The following is a 21069-nucleotide window of genomic DNA, read 5'->3' on the forward strand; positions in this document are numbered from 1 at the left end:
CAGTCAGTACCACTGGTGCAGATCACCAGGGTAATCACCGAGAGATTGTCGGGGGAGAACATGCTCACCGATTCGCAGTTCGCCACCTACCACACCGAGGGGTTCGTCGTCGTTCCCGACGTCATCCCGCCCGCGGATCTCGCGCTGGTGCGGGACGATGTCGAGACGTTGTTCGCGCTGGACCACCCCGGCCGCATGCTCGAGACGGACGGCACGACCGTGCGCGGCGTGCACGGCTGCCACCAGGTCAGCTCGCTGTTCGACCGGCTCACCCGGCTGCCGAGGTTGCTGGGGGCGGCGGAGCAGGTCCTTGAGAGCAAGGTCTACGTGTACCAGTCGAAGGTCAACGCCAAGCTGGCGCTGCGTGGCGACGTGTGGCCTTGGCACCAGGACTACATCTTCTGGGAGCGCGAGGACGGCATGCGCACCCCGCGGGCGATGAACATCGCGCTGTTCCTCGACGACGCGACGGACTTCAACGGTCCGCTGCTGTTCCTGCCTGGTTCGCACCTGCTGGGCACGGTGCGGACCGAGCGGCGCAGCGCCGGGGATGACTGGGCCGCGAACCTCAAGGCCGACCTCAACTACCAACTGAGCCCGCGGCAACTGGCCTCGGTCGCGGCGGACCTCGGTATCCGCGCGGCCACTGGCACCGCGGGCAGCCTGCTGTTGTTCGATCCGCGGCTCATCCACGGGTCCGGTACGAACATGTCCCCGCAGGACCGGCGGCTGCTGTTGATCACGTACAACAGCGTGGACAACGCGCCCGTGCCGGTCCCCAATCCGCGACCGGAGTTCCTGGTGTCGACGGACTCCACCGCGCTCACCGCGTGGGAAGCGGGCCTGGGCGCATGAATCCGATCGAACGGCGAACCGCGGCCGCGCGGCCTTGCGCCGCGTGTCGCTGACCGGGCTGCGAGCCAGTCCCGGTCGCGGTGCGCCCGGTCAGGGTCCGGCGACCTGTCCGACAGGTGGCGGCACTGACCGGGCGCACCGGATTTGTTGCCCTTGCGGACGCCTGGTCTGTACAGGGACCGGCCCGAGGGCTACCTTCCGGCGCCACGAGCGGCAGAAGGAGTGTGCCTGGTGCACTGGTCAAGGACTCGCGCTGTTGTGTTGGGCTGTGCGCTGAGCACGCTCGCGACCACCGCCACCGCGCTGCCCTCGGCCGCGGCCCCGCGGTGCGGCGCGTTCTTCGACGACTTCCAGTACTCCTCCACGGCCGACCCCGCCTTCTCGGCCAACGGCTGGCAGGCCCGCGGCGGCTCGGGCGGTCCCGGCGTGCCTGGCGCGACCTGGTCCCCGGACAACATCGCCTTCCCCGACGCGGACGGGGGCAAGGTGCTGCAACTGAGCGTCTCCACCGACGGGTCCGCGGGCGGCACCACGCAGGCCGAGCTGTCCCAGGGCAGGCGGCGGTTCTACGAGGGCACCTACGCGAGCCGGATCCGCTTCACCGACGCCCCGTCCGAGGGGGCCGACGGCGACCACGTCAACGAGACCTACTTCGCGATCAGCCCGCTCAACGGGGACTACGACCCGCTCTACAGCGAACTGGACTTCGCCGAGTACCTGCCCAACGGTGGCTGGGGCGTGGGCGAGGCCACGAACTACCAGACCAGCTACCACACCTACCGCCCGGACCCGCTGGACCTCACCCACCGGGCCTACAACACGCAGACCCGGTCCATGGCGGGATGGCACGAGCTGGTCACCCAGGTCGCGGAGGGGCACGTGAAGTACTACATCGACGGCGAGCTCACCGCCGACCACTCGCTGGACCCCGACGGGGAGAGCGTGGCACCCCGGCAGCCCATGTCGTTGAGCTACAACACCTGGCTCATCGACACCGAGGCGCACCAAGGCGGCCGGAGCACCTACACCCAGCAGGTGGCCTGGACCTACTACACCCGCGACGAGGTGGTGTCCCCGGCCGAGGCCGCGGACCGCGCTGCCCGGTACCGGGCGGCGGGGACCCACCACGAGGACACCCTGGACACGGGCTGCCGCGTGGCGCGCTGAGGTCCTCAGCGGCACCGGCGATCCGGGAGGATCAGTCCCCCGCACAGGGCTGGACGGCCGCGGACCGGTCCACGTTCTCCTCCACCCAGGAGCGCAGCTGGCCCAGGGGCACGGCCGCGCTGCGCCCGAGCTCGGTCAGCGAGTACTCCACGTGCAGGGGCACCGCGGGAATGACTGTGCGGTCGAGGAAGCCGAAGGTCTCCAGCCTGCGCAGGGTCTGCGTGAGCACCTTGGGGCTGACGCCCTGTAGGCAGCGCTGCAACTCGCCGAAGCGCAGCGGCCCCTCCTCCAGGGCCCCGATGGCCAGCGCGGACCACTTGTTGGCCAACAGGTCCAGCATGGCGCGGCAGGGGCACTGCGCCGCGTACACGTCGTGGTCCGAGTGCTGACCGGTCGTGCAGGCGATGGTCATCCTCACGCTCCTCACCAGGCTACTTCCCAATGGGAAGTAGCAACCCTTGCGGGTAACTATATCCCCGGAGATACGGTCGGCATCGTACAAGGAGAGGCCACGCAACGGTCTTGGCCGATATTTCTCTGAGGAGTTGTCATGTCCGCATCCCCAATGCGCGCGGTGGTCCAGCACGGCTTCGGCGGCCAGGACGTGCTGCGGCTGGAGCGGGTGCCCCGGCCCGAGCCGCTGCCGACCGAGGTCCTCGTGCGGGTGCACGCCGCGGGCGTCAACCCAGTGGACTGGAAGACCCGTTCCGGCGGCGGCATGGCCGGGGTGCTGGGCGAGCCGCCGTTCATCCTCGGCTGGGACGTGTCCGGGGTGGTGGAGCAGGTCGGCTTCGGGGTGACCACGCTGGCCCCCGGGGACGGGGTGTACGGCATGCCCTGGTTCCCGCGTGCCGCGGGCGGCTACGCCGAGTACGTCACCGCACCGGCCCGGCAGTTCGCCCGCAAGCCCAGCAGTGTCAGCCACGAGCAGGCGGCCGCCGTGCCGCTGGCCGCGCTCACCGCGTGGCAGGCACTGGTGGACACCGCCGACCTCCAGCCCGGTCAGCGCGTGCTGATCCACGCGGCCGCGGGCGGGGTGGGGCACTTCGCGGTGCAGTTCGCCAAGCACCTGGGCGCCCACGTCATCGGCACCGCGAGCGCCAAGCGGCACGACTGGCTCACCAAGCTCGGCGCCGACGAACTCGTGGACTACACCACGACCCGGTTCGAGGAAGTCGTCCAGGACATGGACCTGGTCATCGACCTGATCGGGGACGGGCAGGACAGCACCAGCACCCGGTCGTTGCGGGTGCTGCACCCCGGCGGCCTGCTCGTCGCGATCCCGTCCGGGGTCTCCCCCGAGCTGCATCAGGCCGCGCAGGCTCTTGGGGTGCGGACGAGCCCGTTCCTGGTGGAGCCGGACGGCCCCGCGCTGACCACGATCGCCGACCTGATCGACACCGGTGCGGTGGCGGCGGAGGTGGCGGAGGTCTTCCCGCTGGAGCAGGCCGCCCAGGCCCACGCCCGCGGTGAGAACGGCCACACCCGGGGCAAGCTCGTGCTGAGCGTGACGGGCTGAGACCGGCACCGGGTGGCCCTCGCCGGGCGCGAGGGCCACCCGGCGCGCGTCCTTTGTCCAGCGTCTCAGCGGAAAAAGGGGAAAACACCTAGACGAGTGCCCGTCCCGAGCAGTGTGCTGCTGGTTCGGGAAAGGAACCAGCAATGCACCTTCGACGAATCCTCTTCGCACTGTGCTCCCTGCTGCTGGCCACGATCGCCGCCGCTCCGGTGGCCCACGCCCGCACCCAGCACACGGTCACCTTTGTCAATGGCACCAAGCAAACCCTGTGGATCGGCAGCACGGTCAACGCCGACGGCTCGGTGAACTTCGCCAAGCTGCCCAGGCTCGCACCGGGCCAGTCGGCCACCGTGACCATCCCGGAGGCGTCCGCACCCGGCCACTGGCGCGGCAAGTTCTTCGCCCGCCAGGGTTGCACCGGCCAGTCCGGCAACGGCTTCCACTGCCAGATCGGCGACTGCGGACCGGCCGCCGACCACTGCACCACCGGCGAGCAGCCCGCCAGCCTCGCCGAGTTCAACTTCGACGCGGGCGACTCGCTCGCACCCTGGTACGACGTCAGCTACGTCAACGCCTTCTCCCTGCCCATCACCATCTCCCCGCGCAACGCACCCGCGCCTCCCCCGGGCGGTGGCAGCTGTGAGCAGATGGGCTGCCCCGAGAACCTGTTGCCGTACTGTCCCAGCGGAGACCTCACCGCGGGCGGGAAGCTGTGTGTGAACCCCAACCGGGACGCGGAAACCAGCTACAGCCGCAACCTGACCTCCCACTGCCCCAAGGCGTACACCTGGTCCAAGCAGGACACCGTGCCCGGCAACAGGGTGATGCGCCAGTGCTCCTCCTGCTCCGGGTTCACGGTCACCTTCCACTGAGGGGGAAACTGTGCGCACTTCCACTCGACTCGCGGCGCTCGGCCTCGCGCTGACCCTGCTCGGCGCCGTCCAGCCCGCACACGCCGCCACGGGCCCGCGCAAGGGAGTGAGCGCCGAGGCGTTCAGCGGCGCGAGCCAGGACCTGATCGATGTCGGCGCCTCCTGGTACTACGACTGGTCTTCCACAACGGGAAGCATCACCAAGCCCGCGGGCGTGGAGTTCGTGCCGATGATCTGGGGTGCGGCCTCGGTCAACCCCACGGAGTTGGCCAACGCACGCCGTGCGGGCAGCACACTGCTCGGCTTCAACGAGCCCGATCTGCCGGGACAGGCGAACATGTCGGTGCAGCGGGCACTGGACCTCTGGCCCCAGCTGGCGGACACGGGGCTGCGGCTCGGCGCGCCCGCGGTGGCCTTCGGCGGGGCCACGCCGGGCGGCTGGCTCGACCAGTTCATGTCCGGGGCGGCGGCGCGCGGCTACCGGGTCGACTTCATCCCCCTGCACTGGTACGGCGGGGACTTCTCCGCGCAGGCCAGCAACCAACTGCGCGGCTACCTGCAAGCCGTGCACGACCGCTACCACAAGCCGATCTGGCTGACCGAGTACGCGCTGACCGACTACTCCACCGGCACTCCCCGGTACCCCAGCCAGCAACAGCAGATCGACTTCGTCAGGGCGTCCACGGCCATGCTGAACGGCCTGTCCTTCGTTGAGCGCTACGCGTGGTTCACCCTGTCCGCCAACGCCCACCCCACCGGCCTGTACCAGGGCACGGCACGTAACGCCGTCGGCACCGCGTACCGCGCCGTGCGGTGACGCCAGCGGTCACCAGCACGCGGCCGGAGGCATTGGTCAAGGCCTCCGGCCGCTTCTGACTGGTTGTCAGGGGTTGAGGCTCCACACCGCGAGGTTGAGCGCGGCGGCGAAGGTGGTCCACAGCCAGTACGGCACCAGCAGGGCGGCCGCCCCGCGGTGCAGGCGCGCGAAGAGCCCGGCCGTCACCCCGATGGCGATCCACAGCAGCACGATGTCGGCGAAGGCCACCCCGAACTGGCGCGCGCCGAAGAAGATCGGGGTCCACGCGGCGTTGAGCAGGAGTTGCACCCCGTAGACGGTCAGCGCCGCCCGCCCGCGACCGGTGCCCGCGACTCGCCGCCAGACCAGCCAGCCCGCGACCGCGATGAGGGCGTAGAGCAGCGTCCAGACCGGCCCGAACAGCCAGGAGGGCGGGGCCCAGGACGGCTGTCGCAGGGCGAGGTAGTCCTGGGCGGTGCGAGTGCTGGACAGCACCCCGGTGCCCGCGGTGAGCACGACGAGCAGGGCGAACACGGCTCCGGCGCCGGCCTGGCGCCGCAGGGGCAGGGTGGTCATGCACACTCCCGGTCAAGTTGAAACGGTTTCGAATCGATTCTAGAGTGGGTCTCCCCGGCGTGCCCGATGACCGCGAAGGAGACGGCCATGCCCGAACTGAGTCGACTGCCCACCCCCGTGGCCGAGTCCTGGGACTGGCAGCTGCGCGCGGCGTGCCGGGGGCGGGACAACGCGGTGTTCTTCCACCCGCGCAACGAGCGCGGCTCGCACCGCGAGGAGCGGGAACGGCACGCCAAGGCCATCTGCGCGCACTGCCCGGTGCTGGCGCAGTGTCGCGAGCACGCGCTCACCGTCGAGGAGACCTTCGGGGTCTGGGGTGGCCTGGGTGAGAGCGAGCTGCGCGACCTGATCGCCTACCGCCGCCGCACCGCCCGCCTTTCGCCGTGACCGGCCCCGCGGTGTGGACACCCGGGGCGCTGGCCCGGTCGCTGGGCATCTCGCCGACCACCCTGCGGACCTGGGACCGCCGCTACGGACTGGGCCCCAGCGCACGGCAGGACGGCAGGCACCGCCGCTACACCGACCAGGACGCGGCCCGCTTGCGGCGCATGGTCGAACTGACCGCCATGGGCATGGCCCCGGCATCGGCGGCGGCACTCGCCCTGGGGCAGCCACCGCGTGACGGCGATGTCGGGCCCGCCGCCGTGATCGGGCCGCACGCCGCCGCCGTGCGGGGATTCGCCAGGGCCGCGACCCGGCTGGACGAGCCCCTGCTGCGCGGGCTGAGCCAGGACCTGATCAGCGAGTACGGCGTGGTCACGGCCTGGGAGCAGGTGTTCATGCCCGCGCTGATCCAGATCGGGGAGCGCGTCGCCGACCGGAGCAGCGGCATCGAGGTGGAGCACATCGCCAGCGCCACGGTGGGGCACGCCCTGCGCCAGGTCCCCGCGCCGGAGCACCGGGGGCGGCTACCGGTGCTGCTGGCGTGCGCGCCCGAGGAACTGCACACACTCGCCTTGGACGCCCTGGGCGCCGCCCTGTCCGAACGGGACTGCGCGCACCGCGCCCTCGGGGCACGCGTACCGCCGCGGGCGCTGCTGGACGCGGTCGGCAAGCTGCGCCCCGCGGTGGTCGTGGTGTGGGCACACCGCGAGGACCTGGCACGGTCGGTGCCGTTGGCGGCGTTGGTGGCCGAACCCGGGGTGGCGGTGGTCGTCGCCGGACCGGGCTGGTCGCAAGTGGGGACACCGCAGCCGGTGCGGGCGGTGCGGACGCTGCCCGGGGCTGTCCGGACGGTGCTGGAACTGATCGGCAGGAGTTGGGATCGTGCACACGGCTGAAGCACTCGCGCACCGCGTCACCCGCCTGATCTGGACGGTGCTGACCAGGTGCGGCCGCACCGAGCTGGCCGACCTGGTCGTGGACCACGCCGCGGGTCTGCGCGGCACCGACCTCCGCGCGCGGGCCGTGCTCGCGCTGCGGCACGTGCTCGCCGACCAGGCGGACCAGCAGGCGGTGGACGCCGCGATCCGGCACGCCCTCACCCGCGACGAGATCGACCTGCTGCCCGGCCCGGACAGGCACCTGGTCGAACTGTTCACCTCCGCCGGCACGAGCGGTGCCGCGGGCTGGACGCGTCAGCGCGCTCGGCAGGTGGTCACGGCACTGATCGCGCGCGTCGCCCAGGCGGCAGGCCCTCGCCCGCCGGAGGGCCGTGCTCACCGGCGCAACAGCTCGGGGACAACGCCTTCGCAGCTGCGCACTCACCACTCCGGGGCGGTGTCGCGGGCCCGGTGAACCGCGGCACTCAGTCGGGTGCGATGCGTTTACTCACCGTATTGACTAGCGAGTTTTTCCCGCCTCCACCAGGAAAGCATTTACCATTCAGGTAAGCCTCACCTAAATCGCTCCGGTTGCCGACCTCGCAGGTCAGTGGCACCGTGTGAATTCCACGAACCGCATTTCACGGGAGCGTTCATGACCACCACCGAAATGCCCGCCGTGCACGAGTGCACCGTCACCGGCTGCTCGTACAACCACGACGGGTGCCACGCATTCGCGATCACCGTGAACGGGGCGAACGGGACCGCCGACTGCGGCACCTTCGTGCCGCTGTCCACCAAGGGCGGCCTGCCGAAGGTCGTCGCCCAGGTCGGCGCCTGCTCGCGCGCCGAGTGCACGCACAACTCCAACCTGGAGTGCACCGCCTCCGGGGTGCGCATCGGGCCCGGCGGCGGGGACCACGCCGCCAACTGCCTGACCTACTCCAGCAGCTGATCTCCCGGCCGGGGCGCCACCGCGCGCCCCAACCCTCAGCGGCACGCCTCAGCCCGGCCGCTGCTCGCGCAACTGGCCGGTCAGCTCGACCATCGCCCTGGCACGGGCGAACTCGTTGCCGGTGAACGGCATCCGGGGCCGCTCGAGCACCAGCACCTCGCCCCGGTAGCACAGCCGGATCCTCGTGCCGTCCACCTGGTCCACGGGACCGGCGCCCGCGGGGTGCGCCGACACCCGGGCGGCCAGCAGCCGGGACAGCACGCCCGGCAGGCCGTCCGGATCCAGGACGAGGTCGCCCGCCAGGCCGATGGCTGCGGTGGCGGCGTCCATCAGGTCGTGGGTCTCCGCGGGCAGCACCCTGACTTCGCGGCCACCCGCTCCGTGCAGGGCACGGACCAGGGACTCGGCGCTGATGTCCGCCGGTGCGTGCACCAGGAACTCGTCCACCGGCCCCTCCTGCCCGGTGTGCACGTGCAGCGCCCTGATGTCACAGCCCAGCCCGCCGAGCACTCCGGTGAGCACGGACAACTGGCCGGGCCGGTCCTCGACCGCGGCGCGGATCAGCCACAGCGACGGGTAGTGACGCCACGCCCTGCCGCTGCGCGCCTTGCCGCGCGGCCTGGTGCTCGCGGCGAGCTGGCCCGAGGGTCCGGAATCGATTCCGACGACACGTCTTCTGGTCACCCGGCCATGGTTGGGGCGGGGTGTTGCGGGCCCACGACCCGTGGTGACGGCCGGGTAAAGCCTGCACGGAGGCCATCCGATTGGCCGATGAGCGCGGTCACACACACCCGCTCGTAGCGGTGTAGTGGCGGTGTAGCGGGGGCCGCCAGGCTCTGCCTCGTTCGAAGTCGCCGGGATCCCGGTCCCGGAACCAAAGGGAGGAACCCATGCTCACCAAGACCGCGTGCCAGGTGGTCGCCATCTCGGCGGCACTGCTGTTCGCGGGCGGGGCCGCCGCCTCGGCCGCGCCGTCCGATACCTACGCCGAGATCTCCGCCGCCGACATCGCCGACCCCGGTGCCCTCATCGCCGACTCCCCCGCCGACCTGGCCCTCGCGCGGACCGCCGACCAGGCGATCGCCTGGTACTCCAGCCGCAACGGCAGCACCGCCTACCAGGGCTACTGCGAGAAGGCAGCGCGCCTGGCCTGGGACCGCACCACCCACCACGCCAGCGCGATCGAGCACTGGCGCTCCTCCGACGGCGTCCGGCACACCACCGGCACCCCGCCGAAGGGCGCCTTCGTGTTCTGGGACATCTCCGCGTACGGCCACGTCGGCATCGCCGACGGTGCGGGCGGGGTGTGGGCGACCAGTGTCAACGGCCGCATCGGGCACGCGAAGCAGAGCTACTTCAGCCACTACCTCGGCTGGAAGCCGGGCAACAGCAACTGAGCCACCCCGGGCACGGTGGCGGCGGGACCCCGTCGCCGCTGTGCCTGTTCCAGTAGGGCCAGTCCGGTCGTCTCCCCCTGCCGGTTGCCGGTCTCCCGGAAGACCCGTAACGCTCGGTCGCACACACCGCGGGCCTGCACCGGTTCACCGGAGGCGAGCAGGGTCTGACCGATGCCCAACAGCGCGTAGGCGCTGCACCGCTCGTCCGCCAGTTCCTCCAACGTGCTCAGTGCGCGCCGCAGGCAGTTCAGCGACTCCGGCAGCCGCCCGCAGTCGCGGTGCAGGGTGCCCAACTCGGTGAGCACCTTCGCCTCGCGGTGCGCGTCGCCGATGCCACGGGCCAGTTCCCGGGCCCGGTCGAGCCAGTTCTCGGCCTCCGCGAACTCCCCGCACAGCGCGTGCGCCGAGCCGATGGAGCTCAGCATCTGCGCCACCCCGCTGTGGTCCCCCGCCCGCTGGAGCCCGTCGAGCGCACGCCGGTAGAAACCCAGTGCCTCCCCCGGCTGGCGCTGGACCCTGGCCGCGGTGCCCAGTCCGGCCACGGCCAGTGCCTCGCCGCGGACATCGCCGAGTTCGGCGAACAGCGCAGCCGATCTCCGCATGTGCCGCACGGCCTCGGTGTACTCGTCGTGGTAGAGCTGGACCTGGCCCAGGCCGCGCGCCAGCACCGCCTCCCCCGTCCGGTTCCCGGCCGCCACGACTGCCTCCAGCGCGACCTGGTGACTGCGCCGCCAATCCTCGTAAGCCCCGCTCAGGTCGTAGAACGGCACCGCGGTCGCCGTGAGCTGCCAGGCGATCTCGTCCAGCCCCGCCTCGGCGGCGATGTGCACAGCGCGGGTCAGCATCGTGCGCTTGGCCGCGAACCAGACCGGCGGATCGGCCACCAGCCGCCGCGCCACCGCAGGCTCGAACTGCCACCCGATCACGGGCCCGGTCATCGCGCCGAACGCGGGCGGCAACCCGGCCGCCGCCACTTTCGCCAGCGACAGCAGCCCGGACAGCACGCGCTCCAGTGCCCGCAGGCGGTCCTGCGGCGGTTCGGCCTCCAGCAGTTCCGCCGCATAGCACCGTAAGAGGTCGTGCAGGCGGTAGCGCGGGTGGCCGGCGGCGTCCACGCCGACCAGGGAGATCAGGTTCGCGTCGACGAGCAGGTCGAGCACCTCGTGGGTGTCGCGGCGGTCGAGCAGCGCGTCGAGCACCCAGCTCGGGAAGTCCTGCGCGCCCAGCAGCGCAGAACGGCAGAACGCCGTGCGCGCGGGCCCGGACAGCTGGCGCAGGCTCAGCTCGAAGCTCGACCGCACACCGAGATCGCCGACGCGCAGCTCGCTCAGCCGGTTCGACTCGTCGGCCAGCCTGTCGTGCAGGGTGCGCAGGCTCCACGCCTGGCGCCCGGCCAGGCGGGCCCCCGCGATGCGGATCGCCAGCGGCAGGTACCCGCAGCACCGCACGATCGCCGCGGCCTCAGCCGGTTCGCCGAGGACCCGGTCCGCACCGGCCACCCCGGCGAGCAACTGCTCGGCCTCCCCCTCCTCGAACACCGCCAGCGCGAGGTGCTGTGCCCCGGGCAGCTCGGGCAGTCTGCCACGGCTGGTCACCAGCACGGCGCAGCCCGCACCCGCGGGCAGCAGGGGCCGGACCTGATCGGCGCAGGCGGCGTCGTCAAGCACCAGCAGCACCTGACGGCCACTGAGCTGGGACCGGAACAGCGCGGCACGCTGGTCGAGCCGCACCGGGACGAGGTTGCCGGTGACGCCCAACGCGTGCAGGAAGTCGGCGAGCACCTCGGCCGGGCCCCGCGCCACCCCGGTACCCGCGAGGTCCACGTAGAGCTGGCCGTCCGGGAACCGGTCCGCCAGCCGGTGCGCGACGTGCATGGCCAGCGCCGTCTTGCCGGTGCCCGGCGAACCGGTCAGCACCACCACCGGCGGGGTTGCCCTGTTCGCGGCGAGAATCTGTGCCAGCTCACGGACGTGGTCCGCGCGGCCGGTGAAGTCCGGGAGATCGGCGGGGAGTTGCCGCAGCGGCGGCGGAGGGCTGGCCGAAACCGGGCCGCTTGGCAGGTTTTCCCCGTTCAGGACCGCGTCCTGGATCGCGCGCAGCTCGGGCCCCGGCTCCACACCCAGATCGGCGACCAGCCGTTCCCGCGCCGTCGCGTAGGCGTTGAGCGCCTCGGCCCGGCGCCCGGCGCCGTTGAGCGCGAGCATGTACTGCTGCCACAACCGTTCGCGGTACGGGTGCTCGGCGAGCAGCACCGTGAGCTCGGCTATCACCGGGTCGTGCTCGCCGAGCAACACCTGTAACGCCAACCGCTCCTCGACGGCGGCCAACCGCTTCTCCACCAGCCTGCCGAGTTCGGCGTCCCAGGCAGGAGCGGTCGGCAGGTCCGCCAGCGGGTCACCCCGCCACAACGCCTCCGCCTCGGCCAACAGCGCCAACGCCGATCGCGCCGCGCCCTTCCTGGCTGCCCGCGCGGCCTCCTCGACCAGCCGGGTGAAGCGGTGCGCGTCGAGGTCCTCGGGGTCGACGGCCAGCGAGTAACCGGAGCCGCAGGTGCGCAGTCCAGGCATCCCCGGCGCCGTGGGCAACCGCCGCCGCAGCCGCCACACGTAGGTCTGCAGGTTCGCGGCGGCCGAGGCGGGCGGTTCACCCGGCCAGAGCGTCTCGATCAGTTGCCCTGGCGAGACCAGCCGGTTCGCGTTGAGCAGCAGGTGGGCCAGCAACACCCGCTGCTTCGTACCGCCCAGCGGCACCTCCTTGCCGTCCACCAGCACGGCGAGCGGCCCCAGTAGGTGGAAGCGCACCACACCTCGACCTTGACAGTCCCCCATGTGAGTACCCCGCTTCCCCGGCCGAAGGCAGCCCGGGAACGGACTCTAGGGCGGACAAAGCGGTTCTGGTGGGCGGTTCACGCAGTTCGCGTTGTTCGCAACGGAATGCACGCGGCGCCCACACCGCCCGCTACCGGCCGTCCCGGAGGGCCTTGATCAGCTGCTCGTCGATGTGCCTGACCTGGTCCCGGTACGGGTGCAGGGTCGCGTCCAGGTCCTTGAGCTGCCAGTCCTCGTCCACGTCCTGCTCGGTGATGACCAGTTCGAGGTGGTCGGGCAGGGTCCGCATGTGCAGGCCCCGGAGCACGTCGAGCAGTTGGGCGGCACCCCGGTTGCCACCACGGGTCCCGTAACAGGCAACGGTCGCGGGCTTGTCCCGCCACTCGTGGTACAGGAAGTCGAGCGCGTTCTTCAGCACCGCCGGGTAACCCCAGTTGTACTGCGGGAAAACGAACACGAAGGCACTGTAGGAGCTGACGGTACGGCTCCACTGCCGGGTGTGCTCGTGCTCGTAACGCTGGAGCGCGGCCATCAGCGGCTCGTCGAGCAGGGGCAGATTGGCCTCGGCGAGGTCGAGCAGTTCATAGCGCAGCGGACTGCCCTGCTGCGCGAGGTCCCGGATCCACTGGGCGATGCCGGGGCAGATCCGGGCCGGGCGGGTGCTTCCGATGACGACCGCGACCCGGTCGTTGTTCTCCATTGCGGTGGACCCCTTGTTATGAGAGGCGCGAACGGCTCAGTGCCGTGCACGTGGTGCGGCGGAGGTTCCGGCCGTCAGGTCGATGCCCTGGCGGTCGGCGTGGTGGTGGACGACCTGACTGGCCAGCCGGGACAGGCGTGCACGGTTGGTCTCGGTGAGGTCGGCGGCGGCTTCGTTCAGGCGCAGCGCGACCTCGGCGGCGAACTCCTCGGCGAGCCGCTTGCCCTGTGCTGTCAGCACGACACGCACGGCCCGCAGGTCCTCGGGAACCGCGGTGCGCCGCACCAGTCCCCGCCGCTCGGCGCGGGTGACCAGGCCGGTGGTGCTGGACTTGTCCAGGTCCAGCACGCCCGACAACTGGGCCATGCCCAGTTCCCGGTCGCGGAGCACACCGAGCAGGCGCGTCTGCTGGAGCGTCAGGTCGTGCGTGTCGGCGACGCGGCCCAGGATGCCCTGCACGAGGAAGGACAGTTGTACAAGCCCGTCCACGATGCCCAGGTCCGCCACCTGCCGAGGACGGTGCGATGCGGTCATGGCCCTACCGTAGCCGCTGTTAGTACGTGCCACCAACTACTTTGGACGTGTCACAAACCAAATCCTCCTGTAGCGGACCTCACACTCACCCTTCGTGAGTAGAGCAGTACCCAACGTATATTTAGCTATGGTAAGTATCTGTTCGTGGGACCAACGTCGTTCCCCCTCATACACGGCGCGACCGATGGGAGGCTGACAGTGGTGACGACGGGTTCGTGGTCTGAGACCAGTGAGGTCCACGGGGTGTCCGGCCCCCGGGAGGAACGTCGCGCCGCGCAGCTGCGCGCACAGGACGAGCAGGTCAGGGCGGCCGCACCGCTCGACGCGGTCAACGAGGCGACGAGCAGTCCCGGGCAGCGGCTCACACAGGTGGTGGCCGCGATCATGGCGGGCTACGCGGACCGGCCCGCCCTCGGGGAACGCGCGCGGGAACTGGTCACCGATCCCGGCACGGGCCGGACCTCGATCCGCCTGCTGCCATGGTTCGACACCATCAGCTACCGCGAGCTGTGGACCCGCGTCGGCGCGATCGCCAGCGACTGGCACCACCACCCGGACCACCCGCTGGCCGCGGGCGAGTTCGTCGGCATCCTGGGCTTCACCAGCTGCGACTACACGACCTTGGACCTGGTGTGCCTGCACCTGGGCGCGGTCTGCGTGCCGTTGCAGTCCAGTTCCCCCGCCTCCCAGCTCAGGCCGATCATCGCGGAGACCGGCCCGAGCATCCTCGCCACGAGTGCCGAGCGCCTGGACACCGCCGTGGAGCTCGCGCTGGGCAGCCCGACGGTGCGGCGGCTGGTCGTCTTCGACTCCCACCCGGAGGTCGACGAGCAGCGCGAGGCACTGGAGTCGGCGCGGCAGCGGCTGACCGAGGCCGGGCACCCGGCGGTCGTGGACTCGCTGGCCGCGGTCCTCGAGCGCGGGCGCGCACTGCCGCCCGCTCCCCTGTTCACCCCCGGGCCCGACGAGGACCCGCTCACGATGCTGATCTACACCTCCGGCAGCACCGGTACGCCCAAGGGCGCCATGTACCCCGAGCGGCTCGTGCACTCGCTGTGGGACGGGCTCTGGCGCGACAAGAACGCCCTGCCCGTCATCGGCATCAACTACATGCCCATGAGCCACCTCGCCGGGCGCATCTCACTGCTCAGGGCGCTCAGCAGCGGCGGAACCAGCTACTTCGCGGCCAAGAGCGACCTCTCGACCCTGTTCGAGGACATCGCCCTGATCCGGCCCACGGAACTGAACCTGGTCCCGAGGGTCTGCGACATGCTCTTCCAGCGCTACCAGAGCGAACTGGACCGGCGCGCGCCCGGCACCAGCGACCTGGACGCGGTCGACGCACAGGTGAAGCAGGAGCTGCGGGAGGGCTTCCTCGGCGGGCGGGTCGTGCGCGCGATGTGCAGCACCGCACCACTGTCCGCCGAGATGGCGGCGTTCGTCGAGTCCTGCCTGGACCTGGAGCTGCACGACGGCTACGGCTCGACGGAGGCCGGTGGGGTCGTCATCGACAAGCACGTGCTCCGGCCGCCGGTGCTCGACTACAAGCTGGTCGATGTCCCCGAGCTCGGCTACTTCCGCACCGACACGCCGCACCCGCGTGGTGAGCTGCTGATCAAGACGCGGACCATCATCCCCGGCTACTTCAAGCGCCCCGACGCCACGGCCGAGATCTTCGACGCGGACGGCTACTACCAGACCGGCGACATCATGGCCGAGATCGGGCCGGACCAGCTCGTCTACGTGGACCGCCGCAAGAACGTGCTGAAGCTGTCCCAGGGCGAGTTCGTGGCCGTGTCGCGGCTGGAGGCCGTCTTCGCCACCAGCCCACTGGTCCGCCAGGTCTTCGTCTACGGCAGCAGCGCGCGAGCCTACCTGCTCGCCGTGGTCGTGCCCACCGAGGAGGCGCTGCGGCGGACCGTCACGGACAACGCGGCGTTGAAGTCCTCGATCAGCGAGTCCCTGCAACGGATCGCCCGGGAAGCCGAGCTGAACTCCTACGAGATCCCGCGCGACCTCCTGATCGAGACCGACCCGTTCAGCACCGAGAACGGCCTGCTCTCCGACGCCAGGAAACTGTTGCGCCCCAGGCTGAAGGAGCACTACGGCGAGCGCCTCGAACAGCTCTACGCCGAGCTCGCCAAGGGGCAGGTGGACGAACTGCACGCGCTGCGCGTGACCGGTCGCGACCGGCCGGTGCTGGAGACGGTCACCCGGGCCGCCCAGGCGCTGTTGGGGTGTGCGAGCACCGACCTGAGCCCCGACGCGCACTTCACCGAGCTCGGCGGCGACTCCCTCTCCGCGCTGTCGCTGTCCAACCTGCTCCAGGAGATCTTCACCGTCGAGGTCCCGGTGGGCGTGGTCATCAGCCCGGCCAACGACCTGCGGCAGTTGGCGAACTACGTCGAGACCGAGCTCAGTTCCGGGGCCAAGCGGCCCACGTTCGCCACCGTGCACGGGCAGGGCAGCCTCGAAGTGCGAGCCGCCGACCTCACCCTGGACAAGTTCATCGACTCCGCCACCCTGGCCGGGGCGAAGGACCTGCCGGGCCCGAGCGGTACCGCGCGGACCGTCCTGCTGACCGGCGCGAACGGCTACCTGGGCCGGTTCCTCTGCCTTGAGTGGCTGCGACGCCTGTCGCAGGACGGCGGCAAGCTGGTCTGCATCGTGCGTGGGAGCAGCGCGGAAGCGGCCAGGCGGCGGCTCGAGCAGGCCTTCGACAGCGGCGACGCCGAGCTGCTCCGGCTCTTCCGGGAGCTGGCCGCCGAGCACCTGGAGGTCCTCGCCGGGGACATCGGCGAACCGGACCTCGGCCTGGACGAGCAGACCTGGCACCGGCTGGCCGACAGCGTGGACCTGATCGTGCACCCGGCCGCGCTGGTCAACCACGTGCTGCCGTACCAGCAGTTGTTCGGGCCGAACGTGGTCGGCACCGCGGGGCTGATCCGGATGGCGATCACCAAGCGGCTCAAGCCGTTCGTGTACCTGTCCACAGTGGGCGTCCTGTCCGCGCAGATCGCGCCCTCGGCGCTGCGCGAGGACCTGGACATCCGCGACACCAGCCCCGTGCGCCGGCTCGACCAGAGCTACGCCAGCGGCTACGGCACGAGCAAGTGGGCGGGCGAGGTCCTCCTGCGGGAGGCGCACGAGGCCTTCGGCCTGCCCGCCGTCGTGTTCCGCTCGGACATGATCCTCGCGCACAGCCGGTACACCGGGCAGCTCAACGTGCCCGACATGTTCACCCGCCTGCTGCTCAGCCTCGTGCTGACCGGGATCGCGCCGAAGTCGTTCTACCGGACCGGTTCCGACGGGGGCCGTCAGCGGGCGCACTACGACGGGCTGCCCGCCGAGTTCACCGCCGAGGCCATCACCGAACTCGGCGCGCGGGCCGCAGCGGGGTACCGGACCTTCAACGTGCTCAACCCGCACGACGACGGCATCTCGCTGGACGTCCTCGTCGACTGGCTGGCCGAGACCGGTCACCCGATCCAGCGGATCGAGGACTACCAGGAGTGGTTCGCCCGGTTCGACACCGCCCTGCGGGCCCTGCCGGAGAAGCAGCGCCAGCACTGCCTGCTGCCGCTGATGCACGCCTTCGAGCAGCCCGGGGTGCCCGTCGCGGGTTCGGTCATTCCCGCGGACGAGTTCCGGGCCGCCGTGCGGACCGCCAAGATCGGACCGGACAAGGACATCCCGCACCTGTCGGCCTCGCTGATCACCAAGTACGTGCGGGACCTGGAGCAGCTCGGCCTGGTGTGAGGCGGACGGCGGAACGGGAGGTCCCGCACACGGCAGCCGTGTGGCTCACCGCGGACGAGGAGGTCTCCGCGTCCGGGTCCACACGGCTGCCCGCTCATCCCGAGTCATGGGGCGTCGGAGCCACGCCCCGAGGGAGGAACGTCGCGGCGATGAGCCCGGCGAGCCCGATGGCGGCCAAGGTGATCATCGCGGCGATGTACGCCCGGGAAGTGGGGTCGGCGACGAGGATCGTGCCGGCGATGGCCGTGCCCAGTGCGGAGCCGAGGTTGGACACGCTGCGCGAGAGGCCGGAGATCTCGCCCTGCTGTTGCTCGCCGAAGCTGGACTGCACGACGTTGACCGACGGGGTCAGCATGACGCCGAGTCCCAGTCCGATCAGGAGCAGTCCGGGGGCGAAGGCCCAGGGATTCGGGGAGGCACCGACCATCGCGAGCAGCACACCGATGCCCACGATGGTCAACACGAAGCCGACCACGATGAGGGTTCTCTGCGCACGGCGTTTCGCCAGGCGCTCGGCGGCCAGTGAGGACACGAGCAGGCCCAGGGTGGCCGCCGTGAAGATCACACCGGTCTGGATCGCGGTGTACCCGCGCACAACCTGGAGGTATGCGGCGACGGTGAACGAGGTCCCCATGAGCAGCAGCCACTGAATGTTCTGCGTGGCGAGACCGAGGTTGGACGTACGATTGCCGAACACGCTCGGTGACACCAAGGGCTCGCCGCCAGCCTTGTCCTTGGCGTGGATCCAACGGAAGAACCACAGCAGGACCAGCACGCCGAGAGCGAGCAGGGCGAGCATCAGCACGATGTCGTTGTCGGCCGCCAGGATTCCCGTGACGAGAAGGAACAGGCCGACTGCCGACAGGACGGCCCCGCCGAGGTCGAAGGGGTGAGTCGGGTCCGGCGGCAGGGGGTCCTTGATCCGGCGGCCGAGCAGGATGATCAACAGGGCCACGAGGGCCTGGAAGACGAAGGCGGCCCGCCAACTGAGCATCGCGGTGATGAGCCCGCCGATCAGCGGTCCCGCCGCGGCGCCGATGCCGCCCATCGCCATGATGGCCCCGAACGCGCGGGCACGGGTGGTCAACTCGGTGAACAGCAGCGTCGCGAGGATGTAGACGGGCGGGATGAGCATGGCCGTGCCGAGGCCTTCGAGAATCGAGTTTCCGAGGATGAGCACGCCCAGGCCTGGCGAGACCGCGCTCAGCACGGCACCGACGCCGTACACGGCCAGACCTGCCATGAAGCAGCGCTTGCGGCCGTATCGGTCGGTCACTGTGCCGCCGGGAATCATCAGGGCGGCCATGACCAGCAGAAAGATCGTGATCGTGACCTGCACACCCTGCACCGTCGTGCCGAGATCGGTGCTGATGTCGTTGATCATGACGTTCATGTTGGAGCCAGCGAAGGTGCACAGGAATTGCGCGAGCGCGAGCGGGACGAGCACCGCTCGCAGTGCGCTGGACGTCCCCGCTCCAGCCATCAGCGTTCCTCTCGCCTCGGGGCCAGGTTCTCGCCCCGCCCACTGGGCCGGCGCGGAGCGTCGAGTCCCCACTGGCACGTGAGCTACCAGGTTCACTCCCCGGCAGGGCAACCACATCGCCCGCAGCGGGTGATGCGGTTCGCGCCGTACCGCTACAGGGTTTCCAACAACAGGCAGTACATGCAGGGAGTCGGCATGGCGACGTTGACGGTGTGGCGGTTCGAGACGGCGCAGGGTGCGCATGCCGCGCTGGAACTGCTGGAGCGGCTGGCTCGCGGGCAGCTCGTTCAGGTCGACGATGCGGCACTCGTGACTTGGCCGCGGGGGCGGGAGAGTCCCCGTACCGAGCAGGTGCACGGCAGGGCGGGTGCCGGTGCGCTCAGCCGGAGCCTGGCGCTCGGCGGCAGCTTCTGGGGTCTGCTGTTCGGACTGGTCTTCTTCCTGCCGCTGGTGGGCATGGCGGTCGGCGCCGGAATGGGCGCGGTGGCAGGCTCGCACCTGTCCGGTGTGGGCATCGACGATCAGTTCATCGACCAGGTGCGGAGGAAGGTGACCCCAGGGACCTCCGCGCTGTTCATCCTGTCCTCGCACACCGTCGTGGACACGGCGGTGCGGAAGTTCCATGCCACAGGGGCTGAACTGGTGTCGACGAGCCTTTCACAGGAGCAGGAGAGTCGGCTGCGGAAGGTGTTCGCCGAGGACGAACCTTGAGGCGTGTTGCTGAACCTGTGAGCGGGGCTCGCGGTGAGTCTTGATGCGTGTCGAGTGCGGTGATCTCGGACGAAGCGTGGGCGGCGATCGGTCCGTTGTTCCCGGTCGCGAAGGCGACGGGGCGGCGTCTGGGCGTGGGTGCTCGAGTGCGTGCAGGAGCTGGCGAACGCGTCCGAAACCGTCTGATCACGCGATCGGCCGTTCCCGCGGGGGCCTGACGACCAAACGGAACAACCTTGAGAGCGGTGCGGACTCAGCCGTGCTGGGCGACCGGCTCGGAATCGGCGTCGAGCGCATCGAGCACCGCGTCGCCGTTCGCCCTCGCCCACTCGGTCAGCACGTGGATCGGATCGATCAGCGTCGCTCCGAGAGGGGTGAGCTCGTACTCGACGCGGGGCGGCGCCTCGGCATACGCGTGGCGGCGGACGAGTCCGTGCGACTCGAGCCGGCGAAGCGTCTGGGTGAGCACCTTGCGGGAGATGCCGCCGATCAGCTCGATCAGCTCGCCATGGCGCACCGGGCCCTTGCTGAGGCCGGCGAGCACGACCACCGTCCACTTGTCGGCGATCAGCTCGACCGCCAGACGCGCCGGACAGTCGGCGAGAAAGGAATCACCGGGACCGAACCCTCTCATGACCTCGAAGGGTACCTGCTGGTTCCTATCGGAAACCTAATCTGGGGTTCTCCCATCCAGAGCCAGGAGAGTCATGCGAGTCATCACCCAGCAGAAGCTCGGCGGTCCCGAGGTGCTCACCATCGTGGACGCGCCCGCGCCCCAGCCCCTGCCGACCGAGGTCCTCGTCCGTGTCAAGGCGATCGGGCTGAACCCGCTGGAGGCGCGACTGCGCGCCGGCGAGTTCCCGCTGCTCGGCCAGCCGCCGTTCATCCTCGGCTGGGACATCAGCGGCGTGGTCGACGAGGCGCCGCAGACATGGCGGTTGCGGCCCGGCGACGAAGTGTTCGGAATGCCACTGTTCCCCCGGGCGGCCAACGCGTATGCCGAAATCGTGTCTGCTCCGGCATTGCACCTGGTGCGCAAGCCGACGTCGCTCTCGCACGTCGAGGCGTCGGCGCTGCCGATCGTCGGACTGACGGCGTGGCAGGGCCTCGTCGACCTCGGCGGCGTGACCGAGGGCGACCGCGTTCTGGTCCACGGCGGTGGTGGCGGGGTAGGCCACGTCGCGATCCAGATCGCGAAAGCGCTCGGCGCGCACGTGATCGCGACCGCCAGCGGGAGCAAGCGGGAGTTCGTCGAGGGGTTCGGCGCCGACGAGGTGATCGACTACACGGCGGTCGACTTCGCCGAGGCGGTCCGCGACATCGACCTCGTGCTCGACACGATCGGCGGCGACACCGTCGAGCGGTCGCTCGGAGTGCTCCGCCCAGGCGGTCACCTGGTGACGGCGGTCGCCGAGGAGGACTCGGCGCTCGCCGCCAAGTTCGAGGCGGCCGGCATGCGCTTCAGCGGCATCGCGGTCGACCCCGATCCGGTCGCCCTGCGAGGTCTCGTCGAACTCGTCGAACAGGGCAGGCTCCGGGTCCACGTGCAGGAGACGTTCCCGTTCGAGCGCGTCGCCGACGCGCACCGGCTGCTCGACGGCGGTCACCTCCAGGGCAAGCTCGTCCTCACCATCTGATCCCGTCGTGGGGCCTCG

General features: G+C 70.6%; 21 protein-coding genes. 13 read left to right on the forward strand and 8 right to left on the reverse strand.

The genetic code is table 11. The features are described from left to right. Positions 1-60 precede the first annotated feature (60 nt). Together KALB_RS23400 and KALB_RS23405 are read left to right on the forward strand one after the other, a co-directional pair. Positions 61-855, forward strand: coding sequence for a phytanoyl-CoA dioxygenase family protein (locus KALB_RS23400; protein WP_025358137.1), 795 nt, complete (start codon positions 61-63; stop codon positions 853-855). Positions 856-1086: 231 nt separating this feature from the next. Next, complete coding sequence (locus tag KALB_RS23405; RefSeq protein WP_081789944.1) at positions 1087-2022, forward strand: glycoside hydrolase family 16 protein; 936 nt, start codon at positions 1087-1089, stop codon at positions 2020-2022. A gap of 31 nt (positions 2023-2053) precedes the next feature. On the opposite strand, the gene KALB_RS23410 is transcribed toward KALB_RS23405, so the two are convergent. Further along, positions 2054-2434 carry a winged helix-turn-helix transcriptional regulator gene (locus KALB_RS23410; RefSeq protein WP_025358139.1) on the reverse strand — a complete coding sequence of 127 codons (381 nt, stop codon included), beginning with the start codon at positions 2432-2434 and terminating at the stop codon, positions 2054-2056. Between the two features lie 153 nt (positions 2435-2587). Between KALB_RS23410 and KALB_RS23415 the strand changes: the two genes are divergently transcribed. From KALB_RS23415 to KALB_RS23425, 3 genes are all read left to right on the forward strand, one after another. Then, entirely contained in the window at positions 2588-3541 is a 954-nt protein-coding gene (locus KALB_RS23415; RefSeq protein WP_201772030.1) for an NADP-dependent oxidoreductase, read from the forward strand. Between the two features lie 143 nt (positions 3542-3684). Beyond that, the gene (locus KALB_RS23420) at positions 3685-4413 is read left to right on the forward strand and encodes a thaumatin family protein (RefSeq protein ID WP_030110922.1); all 729 of its coding nucleotides are present in this window, start codon (positions 3685-3687) and stop codon (positions 4411-4413) included. A gap of 10 nt (positions 4414-4423) precedes the next feature. Further along, positions 4424-5230: a glycoside hydrolase family protein gene (locus KALB_RS23425; protein WP_025358141.1), complete on the forward strand. Its 807-nt coding sequence runs from the start codon at positions 4424-4426 to the stop codon at positions 5228-5230. Positions 5231-5296: 66 nt separating this feature from the next. Here KALB_RS23425 and KALB_RS23430 read toward each other — a convergent pair whose 3' ends face one another. Then, positions 5297-5785: a TspO/MBR family protein gene (locus tag KALB_RS23430; RefSeq protein ID WP_025358142.1), complete on the reverse strand. Its 489-nt coding sequence runs from the start codon at positions 5783-5785 to the stop codon at positions 5297-5299. A gap of 87 nt (positions 5786-5872) precedes the next feature. Between KALB_RS23430 and KALB_RS23435 the strand changes: the two genes are divergently transcribed. The 4 genes from KALB_RS23435 to KALB_RS23450 all read left to right on the forward strand — a co-directional run bounded on the left by KALB_RS23435 (position 5873) and on the right by KALB_RS23450 (position 8002). Continuing rightward, positions 5873-6172 carry a WhiB family transcriptional regulator gene (locus tag KALB_RS23435; protein ID WP_025358143.1) on the forward strand — a complete coding sequence of 100 codons (300 nt, stop codon included), beginning with the start codon at positions 5873-5875 and terminating at the stop codon, positions 6170-6172. Further along, positions 6169-7065 carry a MerR family transcriptional regulator gene (locus tag KALB_RS23440; RefSeq protein WP_025358144.1) on the forward strand — a complete coding sequence of 299 codons (897 nt, stop codon included), beginning with the start codon at positions 6169-6171 and terminating at the stop codon, positions 7063-7065. Before KALB_RS23435 ends, KALB_RS23440 begins: the two co-directional genes overlap by 4 nt. Beyond that, complete coding sequence (locus tag KALB_RS23445; RefSeq protein ID WP_025358145.1) at positions 7052-7522, forward strand: hypothetical protein; 471 nt, start codon at positions 7052-7054, stop codon at positions 7520-7522. The genes KALB_RS23440 and KALB_RS23445 overlap by 14 nt, the downstream gene beginning before the upstream one ends. Before the next feature lie 180 nt (positions 7523-7702). After that, a complete protein-coding gene (locus KALB_RS23450) occupies positions 7703-8002 on the forward strand; it encodes a DUF1540 domain-containing protein (protein ID WP_025358146.1) in 300 nt (99 codons plus the stop codon). A 48-nt stretch (positions 8003-8050) separates the two neighbouring features. Here KALB_RS23450 and KALB_RS23455 read toward each other — a convergent pair whose 3' ends face one another. Next, complete coding sequence (locus tag KALB_RS23455) at positions 8051-8686, reverse strand: ACT domain-containing protein (protein ID WP_025358147.1); 636 nt, start codon at positions 8684-8686, stop codon at positions 8051-8053. A gap of 206 nt (positions 8687-8892) precedes the next feature. On the opposite strand from KALB_RS23455, the gene KALB_RS23460 reads away from it, so the two are divergent. Continuing rightward, positions 8893-9399: a hypothetical protein gene (locus KALB_RS23460; RefSeq protein WP_025358148.1), complete on the forward strand. Its 507-nt coding sequence runs from the start codon at positions 8893-8895 to the stop codon at positions 9397-9399. On the opposite strand, the gene KALB_RS23465 is transcribed toward KALB_RS23460, so the two are convergent. The 3 genes from KALB_RS23465 to KALB_RS23475 all read right to left on the reverse strand — a co-directional run bounded on the left by KALB_RS23465 (position 9366) and on the right by KALB_RS23475 (position 13461). Continuing rightward, entirely contained in the window at positions 9366-12203 is a 2838-nt protein-coding gene (locus KALB_RS23465; RefSeq protein ID WP_236649995.1) for an AfsR/SARP family transcriptional regulator, read from the reverse strand. The two genes, KALB_RS23460 and KALB_RS23465, sit on opposite strands and share 34 nt — an antisense overlap. Before the next feature lie 154 nt (positions 12204-12357). Further along, positions 12358-12927, reverse strand: a complete 570-nt coding sequence (locus KALB_RS23470; protein WP_025358150.1) for an NADPH-dependent FMN reductase — start codon at positions 12925-12927, stop codon at positions 12358-12360. A gap of 36 nt (positions 12928-12963) precedes the next feature. Next, entirely contained in the window at positions 12964-13461 is a 498-nt protein-coding gene (locus KALB_RS23475; RefSeq protein ID WP_025358151.1) for a MarR family winged helix-turn-helix transcriptional regulator, read from the reverse strand. Positions 13462-13704: 243 nt separating this feature from the next. On the opposite strand from KALB_RS23475, the gene car reads away from it, so the two are divergent. Continuing rightward, positions 13705-17220, forward strand: a complete 3516-nt coding sequence (gene car, locus KALB_RS23480; protein WP_201771801.1) for a carboxylic acid reductase — start codon at positions 13705-13707, stop codon at positions 17218-17220. A gap of 94 nt (positions 17221-17314) precedes the next feature. Here the strand turns inward: car and KALB_RS23485 are convergent, their stop codons facing one another. Continuing rightward, on the reverse strand, positions 17315-18946 hold the full coding sequence (locus KALB_RS23485) for an MFS transporter (protein WP_236649996.1): 1632 nt from the start codon (positions 18944-18946) through the stop codon (positions 17315-17317). Between KALB_RS23485 and KALB_RS23490 the strand changes: the two genes are divergently transcribed. Continuing rightward, on the forward strand, positions 18899-19414 hold the full coding sequence (locus tag KALB_RS23490) for a DUF1269 domain-containing protein (protein ID WP_025358154.1): 516 nt from the start codon (positions 18899-18901) through the stop codon (positions 19412-19414). The genes KALB_RS23485 and KALB_RS23490 overlap by 48 nt on opposite strands. A 253-nt stretch (positions 19415-19667) precedes the next feature. On the opposite strand, the gene KALB_RS23495 is transcribed toward KALB_RS23490, so the two are convergent. Beyond that, entirely contained in the window at positions 19668-20048 is a 381-nt protein-coding gene (locus tag KALB_RS23495) for a winged helix-turn-helix transcriptional regulator (protein WP_025358155.1), read from the reverse strand. 73 nt (positions 20049-20121) lie between these two features. Here KALB_RS23495 and KALB_RS23500 point away from each other — a divergent pair, with 73 nt between their 5' ends. Then, entirely contained in the window at positions 20122-21051 is a 930-nt protein-coding gene (locus KALB_RS23500) for an NADP-dependent oxidoreductase (RefSeq protein ID WP_025358156.1), read from the forward strand. The last annotated feature ends 18 nt before the right edge of the window (positions 21052-21069 follow it).

The sequence above is a fragment of the Kutzneria viridogrisea DSM 43870 genome, assembly GCF_000525635.1.
In the GTDB taxonomy this organism is placed as follows: Bacteria; Actinomycetota; Actinomycetes; order Mycobacteriales; family Pseudonocardiaceae; genus Kutzneria; species Kutzneria viridogrisea.

Excerpts from the sequence above, each read along its gene's own strand:
- KALB_RS23470 (WP_025358150.1), bottom strand. The coding sequence starts at position 12,927 with ATGGAGAACAACGACCGGGTCGCGGTCGTCATCGGAAGCACCCGCCCG.
- KALB_RS23400 (WP_025358137.1), top strand. The coding sequence starts at position 61 with ATGCTCACCGATTCGCAGTTCGCCACCTACCACACCGAGGGGTTCGTC.
- KALB_RS23460 (WP_025358148.1), top strand. The coding sequence starts at position 8,893 with ATGCTCACCAAGACCGCGTGCCAGGTGGTCGCCATCTCGGCGGCACTG.
- KALB_RS23435 (WP_025358143.1), top strand. The coding sequence starts at position 5,873 with ATGCCCGAACTGAGTCGACTGCCCACCCCCGTGGCCGAGTCCTGGGAC.
- KALB_RS23415 (WP_201772030.1), top strand. The coding sequence starts at position 2,588 with ATGCGCGCGGTGGTCCAGCACGGCTTCGGCGGCCAGGACGTGCTGCGG.
- KALB_RS23490 (WP_025358154.1), top strand. The coding sequence starts at position 18,899 with ATGGCGACGTTGACGGTGTGGCGGTTCGAGACGGCGCAGGGTGCGCAT.
- KALB_RS23450 (WP_025358146.1), top strand. The coding sequence starts at position 7,703 with ATGACCACCACCGAAATGCCCGCCGTGCACGAGTGCACCGTCACCGGC.
- KALB_RS23475 (WP_025358151.1), bottom strand. The coding sequence starts at position 13,461 with ATGACCGCATCGCACCGTCCTCGGCAGGTGGCGGACCTGGGCATCGTG.
- KALB_RS23500 (WP_025358156.1), top strand. The coding sequence starts at position 20,122 with ATGCGAGTCATCACCCAGCAGAAGCTCGGCGGTCCCGAGGTGCTCACC.
- KALB_RS23495 (WP_025358155.1), bottom strand. The coding sequence starts at position 20,048 with ATGAGAGGGTTCGGTCCCGGTGATTCCTTTCTCGCCGACTGTCCGGCG.
- KALB_RS23420 (WP_030110922.1), top strand. The coding sequence starts at position 3,685 with ATGCACCTTCGACGAATCCTCTTCGCACTGTGCTCCCTGCTGCTGGCC.
- KALB_RS23430 (WP_025358142.1), bottom strand. The coding sequence starts at position 5,785 with ATGACCACCCTGCCCCTGCGGCGCCAGGCCGGCGCCGGAGCCGTGTTC.
- KALB_RS23410 (WP_025358139.1), bottom strand. The coding sequence starts at position 2,434 with ATGACCATCGCCTGCACGACCGGTCAGCACTCGGACCACGACGTGTAC.
- KALB_RS23485 (WP_236649996.1), bottom strand. The coding sequence starts at position 18,946 with ATGCGCACCCTGCGCCGTCTCGAACCGCCACACCGTCAACGTCGCCAT.